Source organism: Streptomyces sp. NPDC059917 (genome assembly GCF_042730635.1).
Classification (GTDB): Bacteria; Actinomycetota; Actinomycetes; order Streptomycetales; family Streptomycetaceae; genus Streptomyces.
This window is the reverse complement of the sequence record NZ_JBHWLC010000007.1, coordinates 46,220-59,105: the sequence shown is the minus strand read 5'-3', so window position 1 is coordinate 59,105 and position 12,886 is coordinate 46,220. Positions and strand designations below refer to the sequence as shown.

General features: G+C 70.4%; 12 protein-coding genes. 5 read left to right on the top strand and 7 right to left on the bottom strand.

What is annotated here, in order from left to right:
- Window positions 1-50 precede the first annotated feature (50 nt).
- The 4 genes from ACFWAR_RS06305 to ACFWAR_RS06290 are packed head-to-tail and all read right to left on the bottom strand — an operon-like array spanning window position 51 to window position 4,644.
- Complete coding sequence (locus ACFWAR_RS06305) at window positions 51-1,007, bottom strand: MerR family transcriptional regulator (protein WP_385773651.1); 957 nt, start codon at window positions 1,005-1,007, stop codon at window positions 51-53.
- 54 nt (window positions 1,008-1,061) lie between these two features.
- Window positions 1,062-1,964 carry a metal-dependent hydrolase gene (locus tag ACFWAR_RS06300; RefSeq protein WP_385773649.1) on the bottom strand — a complete coding sequence of 301 codons (903 nt, stop codon included), beginning with the start codon at window positions 1,962-1,964 and terminating at the stop codon, window positions 1,062-1,064.
- Window positions 1,961-3,724, bottom strand: coding sequence for an SDR family oxidoreductase (locus ACFWAR_RS06295; protein ID WP_385773838.1), 1,764 nt, complete (start codon window positions 3,722-3,724; stop codon window positions 1,961-1,963). Before ACFWAR_RS06295 ends, ACFWAR_RS06300 begins: the two co-directional genes overlap by 4 nt.
- Before the next feature lie 5 nt (window positions 3,725-3,729).
- The gene (locus tag ACFWAR_RS06290; protein ID WP_385773647.1) at window positions 3,730-4,644 is read right to left on the bottom strand and encodes a M24 family metallopeptidase; all 915 of its coding nucleotides are present in this window, start codon (window positions 4,642-4,644) and stop codon (window positions 3,730-3,732) included.
- Between the two features lie 223 nt (window positions 4,645-4,867).
- Between ACFWAR_RS06290 and ACFWAR_RS06285 the strand changes: the two genes are divergently transcribed.
- The 5 genes from ACFWAR_RS06285 (at window position 4,868) to ACFWAR_RS06265 (ending at window position 9,147) form a co-directional block, all read left to right on the top strand.
- Complete coding sequence (locus ACFWAR_RS06285; protein ID WP_385773645.1) at window positions 4,868-5,839, top strand: ABC transporter ATP-binding protein; 972 nt, start codon at window positions 4,868-4,870, stop codon at window positions 5,837-5,839.
- Entirely contained in the window at window positions 5,829-6,716 is an 888-nt protein-coding gene (locus ACFWAR_RS06280; RefSeq protein WP_385773643.1) for an ABC transporter permease subunit, read from the top strand. Before ACFWAR_RS06285 ends, ACFWAR_RS06280 begins: the two co-directional genes overlap by 11 nt.
- Window positions 6,713-7,624: an ABC transporter ATP-binding protein gene (locus ACFWAR_RS06275; RefSeq protein ID WP_385773641.1), complete on the top strand. Its 912-nt coding sequence runs from the start codon at window positions 6,713-6,715 to the stop codon at window positions 7,622-7,624. Before ACFWAR_RS06280 ends, ACFWAR_RS06275 begins: the two co-directional genes overlap by 4 nt.
- A gap of 16 nt (window positions 7,625-7,640) precedes the next feature.
- The gene (locus tag ACFWAR_RS06270; RefSeq protein WP_385773639.1) at window positions 7,641-8,360 is read left to right on the top strand and encodes an ABC transporter permease; all 720 of its coding nucleotides are present in this window, start codon (window positions 7,641-7,643) and stop codon (window positions 8,358-8,360) included.
- A gap of 85 nt (window positions 8,361-8,445) precedes the next feature.
- Window positions 8,446-9,147 (top strand): rhomboid-like protein, encoded by a 702-nt coding sequence (locus ACFWAR_RS06265; RefSeq protein WP_385773637.1) that lies wholly within the window; start codon window positions 8,446-8,448, stop codon window positions 9,145-9,147.
- A gap of 129 nt (window positions 9,148-9,276) precedes the next feature.
- Here ACFWAR_RS06265 and ACFWAR_RS06260 read toward each other — a convergent pair whose 3' ends face one another.
- The 3 genes from ACFWAR_RS06260 to pheA all read right to left on the bottom strand — a co-directional run bounded on the left by ACFWAR_RS06260 (window position 9,277) and on the right by pheA (window position 12,868).
- Window positions 9,277-10,089, bottom strand: coding sequence for an HAD family hydrolase (locus ACFWAR_RS06260; RefSeq protein ID WP_385773635.1), 813 nt, complete (start codon window positions 10,087-10,089; stop codon window positions 9,277-9,279).
- Window positions 10,086-11,375, bottom strand: coding sequence for a serine--tRNA ligase (gene serS / locus ACFWAR_RS06255; RefSeq protein WP_385773633.1), 1,290 nt, complete (start codon window positions 11,373-11,375; stop codon window positions 10,086-10,088). Before serS ends, ACFWAR_RS06260 begins: the two co-directional genes overlap by 4 nt.
- A 557-nt stretch (window positions 11,376-11,932) precedes the next feature.
- Window positions 11,933-12,868 carry a prephenate dehydratase gene (gene pheA / locus ACFWAR_RS06250; RefSeq protein ID WP_385773631.1) on the bottom strand — a complete coding sequence of 312 codons (936 nt, stop codon included), beginning with the start codon at window positions 12,866-12,868 and terminating at the stop codon, window positions 11,933-11,935.
- Window positions 12,869-12,886 lie beyond the last annotated feature (18 nt).

The following is a 12,886-nucleotide window of genomic DNA, read 5'->3' as shown; positions in this document are numbered from 1 at the left end:
CAGCCGATTCGGTGGGGTTTGTCGGCAAACGGGTGACCGCCCTGTGGAAACTAACCGCCGCGCCGCGCCAGCTCGTTCATCGTCCTCGCCTGCAACTCCCGCTCCGTCGCGGCCCGGACGAAGGCCGCCACGTGATCGGCCCCGACCAGCTCCTGCACCGCCCGTACGGTCTCGGCCGGCAGCACGACCGGAGTGGGCCCGGGAGGCTGCGGCGGGCCGACCGTACCCAGGTGCCGCTGGAGGTGCCGGGTCGCGAACAGCCGCATGGCCCGGGCCAGCTCGGCGTCCACCGTCTGCTGGGCCAGCGGCCGCAGCCTGCGCACCATGGCGGCCGCGGCGGTCGCCGCCGCGTCCGTCAAGGTCAGCTCCACGGCGCAGGCGGGGTCGATCGCGGCCGTCGCGTCGGTGTGGTGACCGAGGTAGCGGGCGAAGACGTGCTCGGTGGTGAACTCCAGGAAGCGCGAGGCGATGTGCTCGACCTGGCCGCGCAGCTCCCGCAGGTGCCCGGTGATCGCCGCCAGCGGCACCCCGGCCGCGTACAGCTCGGCGGCCACCGCCAGCTCCTGGGGCGAGGGGACCAGGAACTCGTCCTCCCGCCCCGGGATCCGCTCCAGGACACCCAGCTCGCAGGCCTCGTCCACCGCGGTGTCGTCCGGCTTGCCGCCGAACCGCTCGTTCAGCTCGGCCCGGCTGATCCGGGCCGCCTCCTCGTCCGTCCACGGCCCGTGCACCTCGGCGACCAGACCGAGTACGCCGCCCAGCCCGCGCCCCGCGTCCCAGGCCTCCAGCAGCTCCTTGATGGAGGCCAGGGTGTAGCCGCGGTCCAGCAGGTCGGCGATCTGGCGCAGTCGGGCCAGGTGCGTGTCCCGGTACACGTTCGACCGGCCCCGCCGCTCCGGCTTCGGCAGCAGGCCTCGGTCCTGGTACGCCCGGATCGTGCGCACCGTCGCCCCGCTGTGGTGCGCCAGGTCCTCGATCCGGTACTCGGCTACCGCCTGATCGGACAATCCCACTCCCTACGACAGGCCCACGACAGGCCCACCAAGGGCCCACGACAGGCCCTACGACACGGCGGCTCGGCCGACCGCGCCCGCCGCGGCGCGGGCGGCGGGCGAAGTCGTCAGGTACTCGACCGCCCTGCGCAGCGAGCCCTCCTGCGAGGGATGGTACGACCGCCGGAAGTACCGGGGTATGGCCGCGCCCAGCTCTCTCCAGGTCGGCAGCAGGCCCTTGGCCACGGCCTGGTTGTGGGCGCGCAGCGAATACCGCAGCCGGCCGGCGAGTTCCGGGTCGTTGCGTATCAGGTACGCCGTCCCCCACACCCACAGCCAGGCCAGCACCGGGGCGACCACGGCCATGCCCTCGATCCGACGCGCGTACCGGGCCGCGCCGGTGCCCGCGCAGTGCTGGTACATGTCGAAGGCGACGGAGCGGTGCTCCACCTCCTCCGCGCCGTGCCAGCGCAGCAGGTCCAGCATGATCTCGTCCGAGCCCGCCCGGTCGAGCCCCTCGGCGCGCAGCACCCAGTCGCCGAGCACGGCCGTGAACTGCTCGATCGCGGCGATCAGCGAGAGCCGGAAGCGCAGCCATTCCTGCGCGGGCAGCGGCGCGCCGAACGGCGGGGTCTCGCCGAGCAGCTTCTCGAAGAGGAAGTCGACGTACCGGGTGAACTCCGCGGTCGGGAGCCGCTGTTCGGCGAGGTGGTCCAGGACGTAGGAGTGCTGCACGCTGTGCGTGGCCTCCTGCCCCATGAACCCCTTGACCTCCTGGCGCAGCCCGGGGTCGGTGACCAGGGGCAGGGCTTCCTTGAAGACCTTGACGAACCACCGCTCCCCGGCGGGCAGCAGCAGGTGCAGCACATTGATCACGTGGGTGGCGGTGGGCTCGTCCGGTATCCAGTGCAGCGGGGTGGTCCGCCAGTCGAAGGCCACCCGGCGCGGAGCGATCCGGTACGCCCCGCTCACAGCCGGGGCTCCAGCTTCGCGAAGGCCCGCAGCGCACCGGGGGCGAAGCGGGACATCCACCGGGCGCCCTTGGACTCGGGGGTCACCGGGACCACCGCCTGGTTCTTCACCACGGCGAGCAGGATCGCGTCGGCGACCTTCTCCGGCGGGAAGTTGCGCAGGCCGTAGAGCCGGGAGGACTTCTGCTGGCGGCGCTTCTCCTCCGCCGCGTCCACCCCGGTGAACCGGGAGGTGGCGGTGATGTTGGTGTTGACGATGCCGGGGCAGATCGCCGAGACGCCGATCGAGCGGCCCGCCAGTTCGGCGCGCAGGCACTCCGACAGCATCAGCACCGCCGCCTTCGAGGTGCTGTAGGCGGGCAGGCTCTTGGTGGGCAGGTAGGCCGCGGCGGAGGCGGTGTTGACGATGTGGCCGCCCTGGCCGCGGTCGGCCATCTGCTTGCCGAAGATCCGGCAGCCGTGGATGACGCCCCACAGATTGACGTCGAGGACCTTCTTCCAGTCCTCCGAGCTGGTCTCCAGGAAGGGCCCGGAGAGCCCGATCCCGGCGTTGTTGACCAGGACGTCGACGATGCCGTACTCGGCGGCGACCTTCGCCGCGAGCTTCTCCATCGCCTGTTCGTCGCTGACGTCCACGCACTCGCCCCAGGCCTGCGGGGCGCCCACGAGCCGGGCCATCTCGGCGGTGCGGGCGGCGCCCTCGCCGTCGCGGTCCACGGCCACCACCCGGGCGCCGGCCTCGGCGAAGGCGAAGGCCGTGGCCCGCCCGATGCCGCTGGCCGCGCCGGTGACCAGGACGAGCTGCCCGCCGAAGCGGTCGGCGTAGCGCCCCGGGGTCTTCCGCTCCGGTGCGCGGGTCGCGGGCTCCTCGTGGGAGGTGACGAACTCGCCGATCCACGCGGCCAGCTGGTCGGGGCGGGTCCGCGGGATCCAGTGCTTGGCCGGCAGGGTCCGGCGCAGCAGATCGGGTGCCCACAGCTCCAGGTCGTCGTAGAGCCGCTCGGACAGGAAGGCGTCCCCGGTCGGAGTGATCAGCTGGACGGGCACGTGGGCGTAGGCGTCGGTGCGCGGGCGGCGCAGCCGGGGACGGATGTTGTCCCGGTAGAGCCAGGCGCCGTGCGCCGCGTCGGAGGCGAGCGAAGCGGTCGGGTAGTCACCGGCCGGGACCTTCTCCAGCCGCTCCAGCATCCCGGGCCACCGCTTGCCGAGCGGCCCGCGCCAGGCCAGCTCGGGCAGCACCGGGGTGTGCAGCATGTACACGTACCAGGACTTGGCGCCCTGCCCCAGCAGCTGCGCGGCCCGGCGCGGGGTCGGCCGGGACATCCGCTTCTTGATCCAGTGCCCGAAGTGGTCCAGCGAGGGCCCCGACATGGAGGTGAAGGAGGCGATCCGCCCCTCCGTGCGCCGTACGGTCGCGAACTCCCAGCCCTGTACGGACCCCCAGTCGTGCCCGACCAGGTGCACCGGGCGGTCGGGGCTCACCGCGTCCGCGACCGCGAGGAAGTCATCGGTCAGCTTCTCCAGCGTGAAGCCGCCGCGCAGCGGCACGGGCGCCGTGGACCGGCCGTGCCCGCGCACGTCGTAGAGCACCACGTGGAAGTGCTCCGCGAGGCGCGCGGCCACCTCCGACCAGACTTCCTTGCTGTCCGGGTAGCCGTGCACCAGCACCACGGTCGGCCGCTCGGTGTCGCCCAGTTCCACGACGCACAGCTCGATCCCGCCGGTGCTCACCCGGCGCTCCCGCGCTCCTGCCAGTCCCATGTCGCTCACGCCGCCTTCTCCTCCGCCCAACGCCGCACGTGCGGCAGATCGTCATCCAGCCAGAAGGCGCCCTCCGCGGGATCCCGGGAGTCGGTCACGACCAGGATCTCCTCGAACTTGGCGCCGGTGCCGCGGAAGCCCAGGTGCGGCTCCACCGCCCACAAGCCGGGCTGCGGCGGGTGGTCGGAGAAGGAGTACGGGCTCCACAGCGGGGACCATCCTTCACGGTGCCCGTGCAGCGCGTCACTGGCCAGCCCCTTCAAGGCCTGGGTGCCGAAGCCGAAGGCGGTCGGCGACCAGCGCCGCTCGGCGACCCGGTCCACCTTGTGCGCGATCACCCCGAAGGGATAGGCGCGGTGCCGGTTCGCGTACCCCTGGCGGACCATGAGCCGCTCGACGTCCTCGTAGATGTCGCGCAGCGAGCGCCGCTCGCGCACCTGCTCCAGGATCAGCTCGCGGTGCGCCTTCAGGTCGGACAGCAGCCGGTCGTGCACGGGATTGAGCCCGAGGCAGCCGGAGTACCCGATGTCCGCCGTGTACCCCTTGTAGACCGGTGCCATGTCCAGGATGAAGGGCATTCCCGGCTCCAGCTTCCGGTGGGTGGGGAAGAACTGGAGCGGGATCTTGAAGTTCACGAAGGCGGTCCGGTCCCCGAACCAGGCGAAGGGCATGTGGAACCAGTCCCGCACCCCGCGCTCGCGCAGCCAGTCGCGCTGCATGCGGGCCGCCTCGCGCTCGGTCACCCCGGGTCGCAGCTGCGCCGCGACCGCCTCGGCGCACGCGTACGACAGGCGCTGCACTTCCCTGAATCCGTCGAGATCGGCGGCCCGTGGTCCGGCCCCCGCGCCGGTCTTCGGTCCGCCCGGCGCCCGTCCTGCGGCCGCCCGCGCGGTGCTCCGTTGCTTGGTGTCCCCTGCCATGCCAGCCGTCCGTCCGAGTAGCTGTACGCGTCCGTAACTTGACACTGATGAATGTGACAATGCTTGGAGATCACGTCAAGGCCCGTGCACGGACCTGTGGAAAAGTTCTGCGATGTGGACAGCCGCATCAGTCTTCCGACAGGCCGTGTACGCCTCAAGGCGGAGACGGGGTCCCGCTCCAGGTCTGACGATCCGCGCGGACCCGGCCACTAACGTCGGTTCCGTGACTGTCATCGCGACCGAAAGCCTGAGCAAGCGGTACCCCCGAGTGACCGCCCTCGACCGGCTCTCCCTGGACATCGGGCCCGGCGTAACGGGTCTCGTGGGTGCCAACGGAGCCGGCAAGTCCACGCTGATCAAGATTCTGCTGGGACTGTCCCCCGCCACCGAGGGCCGTGCCGCCGTGCTCGGGCTCGACGTCGCCACGCATGGCAGTGCCATCCGTGAGCGCGTCGGCTACATGCCCGAACACGACTGCCTGCCACCCGACGTCTCGGCCACCGAGTTCGTCGTGCACATGGCCCGCATGTCGGGGCTGCCGCCGACCGCCGCCCGCGAGCGGACCGCCGACACGCTGCGCCACGTCGGGCTCTACGAAGAGCGGTACCGCCCCATCGGCGGCTACTCCACCGGCATGAAGCAACGCGTCAAGCTGGCCCAGGCGCTGGTCCACGACCCGCAGTTGGTCCTCCTCGACGAGCCCACCAACGGCCTCGACCCGGTCGGCCGCGACGAGATGCTCGACCTGATCCGCCGCGTCCACACCGACTTCGGGATCTCCGTCCTGGTCACCTCCCACCTCCTCGGCGAGCTGGAGCGGACCTGCGACCACGTCGTGGTCGTCGACGGCGGCAAGCTGCTGCGCTCCAGCTCCACGAGCGACTTCACCCAGACCACGACCACCCTCGCGGTCGAGGTCACCGACACCGACGCCCACCCGGACGGGACCGCCGCGCTGCGCAAGGCGCTGACCGGGGCGGGCCTGACCCTCCACGCGGCGCAGGAGCAGGGGCTGCCCGGAGCGGGCCACATCCTGCTCGTCGAGGCCGTCGGCGAGGAGACCAACGACACCATCCGCGACATCGTGTCCGACCTCGGTCTCGGCCTGGTCCGGATGGAACAGCGCCGCCACCACATCGCGGAGGTCTTCCGCGACCACGACCAGCAGAAGGGAGCCGGTTCCGATGGCGCCTGACACCTCGACCCAGATCCACAACATCGGCTACCGGTCCTACGAGGGCTCCCGGCTCGGCCGCGCCTACGCGCGCACCTCGCTGTTCTCCCAGTCCCTCCGGGGTTCCTACGGGCTCGGCCGCTCGGCCAAGTCGAAGGTCCTCCCGATGATCCTCTTCGCGGTGATGTGCGTCCCCGCGCTGATCATGGTCGCGGTGGCGATCGCGGTACCGGGCAACACGGACCTGCCGATCAAGTACACGACGTACGCCCTGACCACGCAGATGATCATCGGGTTGTACCTGGCCTCCCAGGCACCCCAGTCCGTCTCCCGCGACCTGCGGTTCAAGACGGTCCCGCTCTACTTCTCGCGGCCCATCGAACGCGTCGACTACGTCCTCGCCAAGTTCGCGGCGATGGCCAGCGCGCTCTTCATCCTCACGGCCACGCCGCTGCTGATCATGTTCATCGGCGCTCTGCTGGCCAAGTTCGACTTCGCCCACCAGGCGAAGGGACTGGGGCAGGGTCTGGTGTCCGTACTGCTGCTGTCGCTGCTCTTCTCCGGCCTCGGGCTGGTCGCCGCGGCCCTCACCCCGCGGCGCGGCTTCGGCGTCGCCGCCGTGATCGGGCTGCTGATCATCCCCTACGGCGCCGTCACCACGGTGCAGGCCGTCGCCTACAACACCGGTACGCCCGAAGCGGTCCAGTGGATGGGCCTGTTCTCCCCGATCACCCTGATCGACGGCGTCCAGACCGCCTTCCTCGGCGGCGCCTCCGCGTTCCCCGGCGGCGAAGGACCCTCGGTCGGCGTCGGATTCGTCTATCTGCTGGTCGTACTCGGCCTCATCGTCGGCTCCTACGCCGCGCTGATGGCCCGCTACCGGAAGGCCGGGCTGTGAGCATCATCGACATCGACCACGCTTCCCGCTGGTTCGGGAACGTCGTCGCCGTGAACGACGTGACCATGCGCATCGGTCCCGGCGTGACCGGTCTGCTGGGCCCCAACGGGGCCGGGAAGTCGACCCTCATCAACATGATGGGTGGCTTCCTCGCCCCCTCCACCGGCACCGTCCAGCTCGACGGGGCGCCGATCTGGCGCAACGAGCAGGTCTACAAGAACGTGGGCGTCGTGCCCGAGCGCGAGGCCATGTACGACTTCCTCACCGGCCGGGAGTTCGTCGTCGCCAACGCCGAGCTGCACGGCCTTGACGACGCGGCCGCCCAGCGGGCACTGGCCACCGTCGAGATGGAGTCCGCCCAGGACCGCAAGATCTCGACCTACTCCAAGGGCATGCGCCAGCGCGTGAAGATGGCCTCCGCCCTGGTGCACGACCCGTCCGTGCTCCTGCTGGACGAGCCGTTCAACGGCATGGACCCGCGCCAGCGCATGCAGCTCATGGAGCTGCTGCGGCGCATGGGCGACGAAGGCCGCACCGTCCTGTTCTCCTCCCACATCCTGGAGGAGGTCGAACAGCTCGCCTCCCACATCGAGGTGGTCGTCGCCGGGCGGCACGCCGCCTCCGGTGACTTCCGCAAGATCCGCCGGCTGATGACGGACCGCCCGCACCGCTATCTGGTCCGCTCCTCCGACGACCGGGCGCTCGCCGCGGCCCTGATCGCCGATCCGTCGACCGCCGGGATCGAGGTCGACCTCAAGGAGGGCGCCCTGCGGATCCAAGCCGTCGACTTCGGGCGCTTCACCGAGCTGCTCCCGCGGGTCGCCCGCGCGCACGGCATCCGACTGATGACGGTCTCGCCCTCCGACGAGTCCCTCGAATCGGTCTTCTCCTACCTCGTCGCGGCCTGAAAGGAGCTGGCACCCGATGTACAACCCCACCGTTGCCCGGCTCACCTACCGAGCCCTGCTCGGCCGGCGCCGCGCGCTGATCCTCTTCGCGCTGCCCGCCCTGCTGATCGTCATCGCCATCGCCGTCCGTGCCCTGACCGGCGTCGACGACAAGGTCGCCGCCGATCTGCTCGGCGGTTTCGCCCTCGCCACGATGGTTCCGCTGATCGGCGTCATCGCCGGTACGGGCGCCATCGGACCGGAGATCGACGACGGCTCGATCGTCTACCTGCTCGCCAAGCCGGTGAAGCGGCCCACGATCATCATGACCAAGCTGATCGTCGCGATCGCCGTGACCATGGCCTTCTCCGCGATCCCCACCCTGATCGCCGGGTTCATCCTCAACGGCAACGGTCAGCAGATCGCCGTCGCCTACACCGTCGCGGCGCTCGTCGCCTCGATCGCCTACAGCGCGCTGTTCCTGCTGCTGGGCACCGTGAGCCGGCACGCGGTCGTCTTCGGCCTGGTCTACGCCCTGATCTGGGAGTCGCTCTTCGGCAGCCTGGTCGAGGGAGCGAAGACCCTGAGCGTCCAGCAGTGGGCGCTCGCGCTCGCCGAGAAGGTGGCCGGTCCCGGGTACGTCGACTCCTCCGTCGGCCTGACCACGGCGGCGCTCCTGCTCGTCGCCGTCACCGTGGGCGCCACCCTCTACGCCGGTCAGAGGCTGCGCCGTCTGACCCTGGCGGGCGAGGAGTAGGACCCGCCGCACCGCACCGCGTCACCTGTGCCCCGCCCGGCCCACATGCCGGGCGGGGCACAGGTTTGCGCGTCATGATCGGGACATGCTGTCGCACTCCGAGCCCGAGCCCTCCAGGCCCCTGTGGTCCTGGGTCCGGGCCTCGCCCGGTACGCACGTCTGGCTCCTGATCATCGCCGTCACCAGCATCATCGTGGCCGTCTCCCCCGACGCGGTCGACCACTTCCTCTTCCACCGCAACAGCAGCAACATCCACCAGCTGGTCAAGCACCCCTTCCAGGCGCTGATCGGCAGCGCCTTCTGGATCGAGAACCCGGCCTCGCTGGCCCTCTACGCCGTGCTCTTCGAGGTGTTCCACGCCTCGGTGGAACGCTGGCTGGGCACCCTGCGCTGGCTGATGATCGTCGCCAGCGCCCACGTCGTCGCGACGCTGATCAGCCAGAAACTGGTCCTCACCGCGATCCAGGACCACCGTGCTCCACGGAGCATGGCCCACGTCGTCGACATCGGAGTCAGCTACGGCCTCGCCGCGGCCATCGGCGTCCTCGTCTACCGCCTGCCGAACCCCTGGCGGTGGTTCTACCTGGCCGGAGCCGTGGCCTTCTTCGGGCTCCCGCTGCTCACCGGCGGCACCTTCACGGACGCCGGGCACGCCATCGCGCTCTCCATCGGCCTGCTCGCCTGGCCGCTCACCCGGCACCCGCACCCGCACGTGCATTCCGACGCGCACCACCCTCGTGTTTCACGTGAAACAGGAAGCGGTCCGCGCCCCGCCGACCGGCGGTAATTCGCTGGTAAGGGACCCGGACCGGGGGCAGAGTGAGCTGTGCGGGGAGCAACAAAAAGGTCCGGGGCGGCCACTTCGAGCGCGCCTCGCGGCGCGGGCCGTCCCGGACCTTCCCTGCGGTCCTCGTGCTCAGGCGGCGCCGAGCAGGCGCTCCAGTACCACCGCGATGCCGTCGGCCTGGTTCGAGGTGGTCACCTCGTCGGCCACCGCTTTCAGCTCCGGGTGGGCATTGGCCATCGCCACGCCGTGCGCGGACCATCCGAACATCGGGATGTCGTTGGGCATGTCGCCGAAGGCGATGGTCTGCGCCGCCTTCACTCCCAGCCGACGGGCCGCGAGCGACAGGCCCGTGGCCTTGCTCAGGCCGAGCGGCAGGATCTCCACGACGCCCGGTCCGGCCATCACCACGTCCACGAGACTGCCGACGGTCGCGCGGGCCACACGGACCAGCTCGTCGTCGTCCAGCTCGTGGTGCTGGATGTACAGCTTGTTGAGCGGAGCCGTCCAGACCTCGGTGGTGTCCCGCAGGTACACCGCCGGAAGCCCTTCCTGCACCTGGTACCCGGGACCGAACAGCACGTCGCCGTCCACCCCGTCACGGCTCGCCGCGAGGGCCAGCGGCCCCACCTCGGCCTCGATCTTGGCGAGCGCCAGACCGGCCAACTGCCGGTCCAGCGTCACCGAGGTGAGGAGCTTGCGGGCGCCGGCGTCGTACAGCTGCGCGCCCTGCCCGCACACCGCGATGCCCTTGTAGCCGAGGTCTTCCAGCACGTGCCGGGTCCAGGGCACGGCGCGTCCGGTGACGATGATGTGCACCGCACCCGCCGCGGTGGCCGCGAGCAGGGCCTCGCGGGTGCGTTCCGAGACCGTGTCGTCGTCACGCAGGAGCGTGCCGTCGAGATCGGTCGCGACGAGCTTGTACGGGAACGGTGCGGGGATCACTTGGCGATCGGCTCCAGAACTTCCCGGCCGCCCAGGTAGGGACGGAGGATCGGGGGCACCCGGACCGAACCGTCGGCCTGCTGGTGGTTCTCCAGGATGGCCACGATGGTGCGGGGGACGGCGCACAGGGTGCCGTTGAGCGTGGACAGCGGGCGGGTGACCTTCTTGCCGTCCTTGGTCTCGCGCATCCGCACGGACAGGCGGCGGGCCTGGAAGCCGTTGCAGTTCGAGGCGGAGGTCAGCTCGCGGTACTTGCCCTGGGTCGGGATCCACGCCTCGCAGTCGAACTTGCGGGAGGCCGAGGAGCCCAGGTCGCCGGTGGCGACGTCGATCACCTGGAACGGCAGCTCCAGAGCGGTGAGCCACTGCTTCTCCCACTCCAGGAGACGCTGGTGCTCGGCTTCGGCGTCCTCCGGTGCGACGTACGAGAACATCTCGACCTTGTCGAACTGGTGGACGCGGAAGATGCCGCGGGTGTCCTTGCCGTACGTGCCGGCCTCGCGGCGGAAGCACGGCGAGAACCCGGCGTAGCGCAGCGGCAGCTGGTCCGCCTCCAGGATCTCGTCCATGTGGTACGCCGCGAGCGGGACCTCGGAGGTGCCGACGAGGTAGAAGTCGTCCTTCTCCAGGTGGTACACGTTCTCCGCGGCCTGGCCGAGGAAGCCGGTGCCCTCCATGGCGCGCGGGCGGACCAGCGCGGGGGTGAGCATCGGGATGAATCCGGCCTCGCCCGCCTGCGCGATCGCCGCGTTCACCAGGGCGAGCTCCAGCAGGGCGCCGACGCCCGTGAGGTAGTAGAAGCGCGAGCCGGAGACCTTCGCGCCGCGCTCGACGTCGATGGCGCCGAGGGACTCGCCGAGCTCCAGGTGGTCCTTGGGCTCGAAGCCCTCCGCGCCGAAGTCACGGATGGTGCCGTGGGTCTCCAGGACGGTGAAGTCCTCTTCCCCGCCGACGGGGACGTCCGGGTGCACGATGTTGCCGAGCTGGAGCAGCAGCCGCTTGGCGGTCTCGTCCGCCTCGTTCTGCTCGGCCTCGGCGGCCTTGACGCTGGTCTTGAGCTGTTCGGCCTGCTTCAGCAGCTCGGCGCGCTCGTCGGGCGAGGCCTTGGGGATCAGCTTTCCCAGCGACCTCTGCTCATTGCGCAGCTCGTCGAAGCGGGAGCCGGAGGACCTGCGGCGCTCGTCGGCGGAGAGCAGTGCGTCGACGAGGTCGACGTCCTCTCCACGGGCGCGCTGCGAGGCGCGGACACGGTCAGGGTCTTCACGGAGCAGCCGGAGGTCAATCACCCCACCAGGCTACCGGGCCGTCTTCGAGGCCTCGTACCGATATAACGCTGCGTGTCACTATGTCCCAATTGCCGCGAATGCAAAACTCCTGGCGCGTGGCCGGAAGTGGACCTCCGTGCCGGTCCGATCCACCCCTGATCCCGGGCTGATAAAACTGCCCGAATCCCCGAAATGGGGCGCATCGCCCGCCCCCGCCCCGGTGGCTGAGCAGGGGCGAAGGGGCCTCTTGTCCACAGGAATTGTGATCCCGGGCGGCTTATCCACAGGCTGTGCGCTGTATCTGTGGACACGAAAAGAGATCATTCCCGGGCGATGCGGCTCGGGGGCGAATCAGGGTTCAAACCCCCCTCACACACTCATTCGGGTGGGAATGGCTCGCCCCAAAGAGTTGATCAGCGATGTACGGGTGACGCCGTTCACCCTCCGATCCCCAGCGCGAAACCTGGGCCCCCGACCGATTTGTCGACCTTGTCGTGCCGCACTGTCGACTTGTCCCCAGGTCTCCACATGCTCCTGTGGATAACTCTGTGGATAAGTGGCGCCGTCCTGTGTGCGAGCTAGGCCCGGCCGTCCAGGCAGCGGGTCAGCCAGTCGGAAGCGGCCGTGAAATCGCCATCCGAGGTGCCGGGGCGGGCCGCGCGCACCTCACTCAGAGCGACGCCCGCGCGCGGGTAGGAGCCGAGGAAGCGGACCTGCGGGCAGGTGCGCTTGAGACCCATGAGGGCCTCGCTGACCCGGCGGTCGGAGATGTGGCCCTCGGCGTCGACGGCGAAGCAGTAGTTGCCGATGCCCTCGCCGGTCGGCCGGGACTGGATCAGCATCAGGTTGACCCCGCGGACGGCGAACTCCTGGAGGAGTTCGAGGAGCGCGCCGGGGTGGTCCTCGCCGAGCCAGAGCACGACGGAGGTCTTGTCCGCACCGGTCGGCGCCGCGGGCCGGGCCGGTCGGCCGACCAGGACGAAACGGGTCTCGGCGTTCTCCGCGTCGTGGATCTCGGTGACGAGGGGTTCCAGCCCGTAGGTGACGGCGGCGAACTCACCGGCGAAGGCGGCGTCGAAACGGCCCTCCTGGACGAGCCGGGCGCCGTCCGCGTTGGAGGCGGCGGACTCCCACACGGCGTCGGGCAGGTTGGCGCGCAGCCAGTTGCGCACCTGCGGCTGGGCGACCGGGTGCCCGGTGACCGTCTTGACGTCGGACAGCTTGGTCCCGGGCCGCACCAGCAGGGCGAAGGCGATGGGCAGCAGCACCTCGCGGTAGATCATCAGCGGCTCGCCGGAGGACAGCTCGTCGAGGGTGGCGGTGACACCGCCCTCCACGGAGTTCTCGATCGGAACCAGGGCCGCTGCCGCCTCCCCGTTCCGTACGGCGTCGAGTGCCGCCGGGACCGACACCATGGGAACGAGTTCCCGGGTCGCGGCTTCCGGCAGCGTGCGCAGGGCGGCTTCGGTGAAGGTGCCCTCGGGACCGAGATACGTGAAGCGGGTGGCCGACATGTGATCAGCCTAATGCCG

What these genes read in the sequence shown, in the direction of transcription:
- ACFWAR_RS06295 (WP_385773838.1), bottom strand. Translation starts at nt 3,724, where the DNA reads ATGGGACTGGCAGGAGCGCGGGAGCGCCGGGTGAGCACCGGCGGGATC.
- ACFWAR_RS06290 (WP_385773647.1), bottom strand. Translation starts at nt 4,644, where the DNA reads ATGGCAGGGGACACCAAGCAACGGAGCACCGCGCGGGCGGCCGCAGGA.
- ACFWAR_RS06280 (WP_385773643.1), top strand. Translation starts at nt 5,829, where the DNA reads ATGGCGCCTGACACCTCGACCCAGATCCACAACATCGGCTACCGGTCC.
- ACFWAR_RS06270 (WP_385773639.1), top strand. Translation starts at nt 7,641, where the DNA reads ATGTACAACCCCACCGTTGCCCGGCTCACCTACCGAGCCCTGCTCGGC.
- ACFWAR_RS06265 (WP_385773637.1), top strand. Translation starts at nt 8,446, where the DNA reads ATGCTGTCGCACTCCGAGCCCGAGCCCTCCAGGCCCCTGTGGTCCTGG.
- pheA (WP_385773631.1), bottom strand. Translation starts at nt 12,868, where the DNA reads ATGTCGGCCACCCGCTTCACGTATCTCGGTCCCGAGGGCACCTTCACC.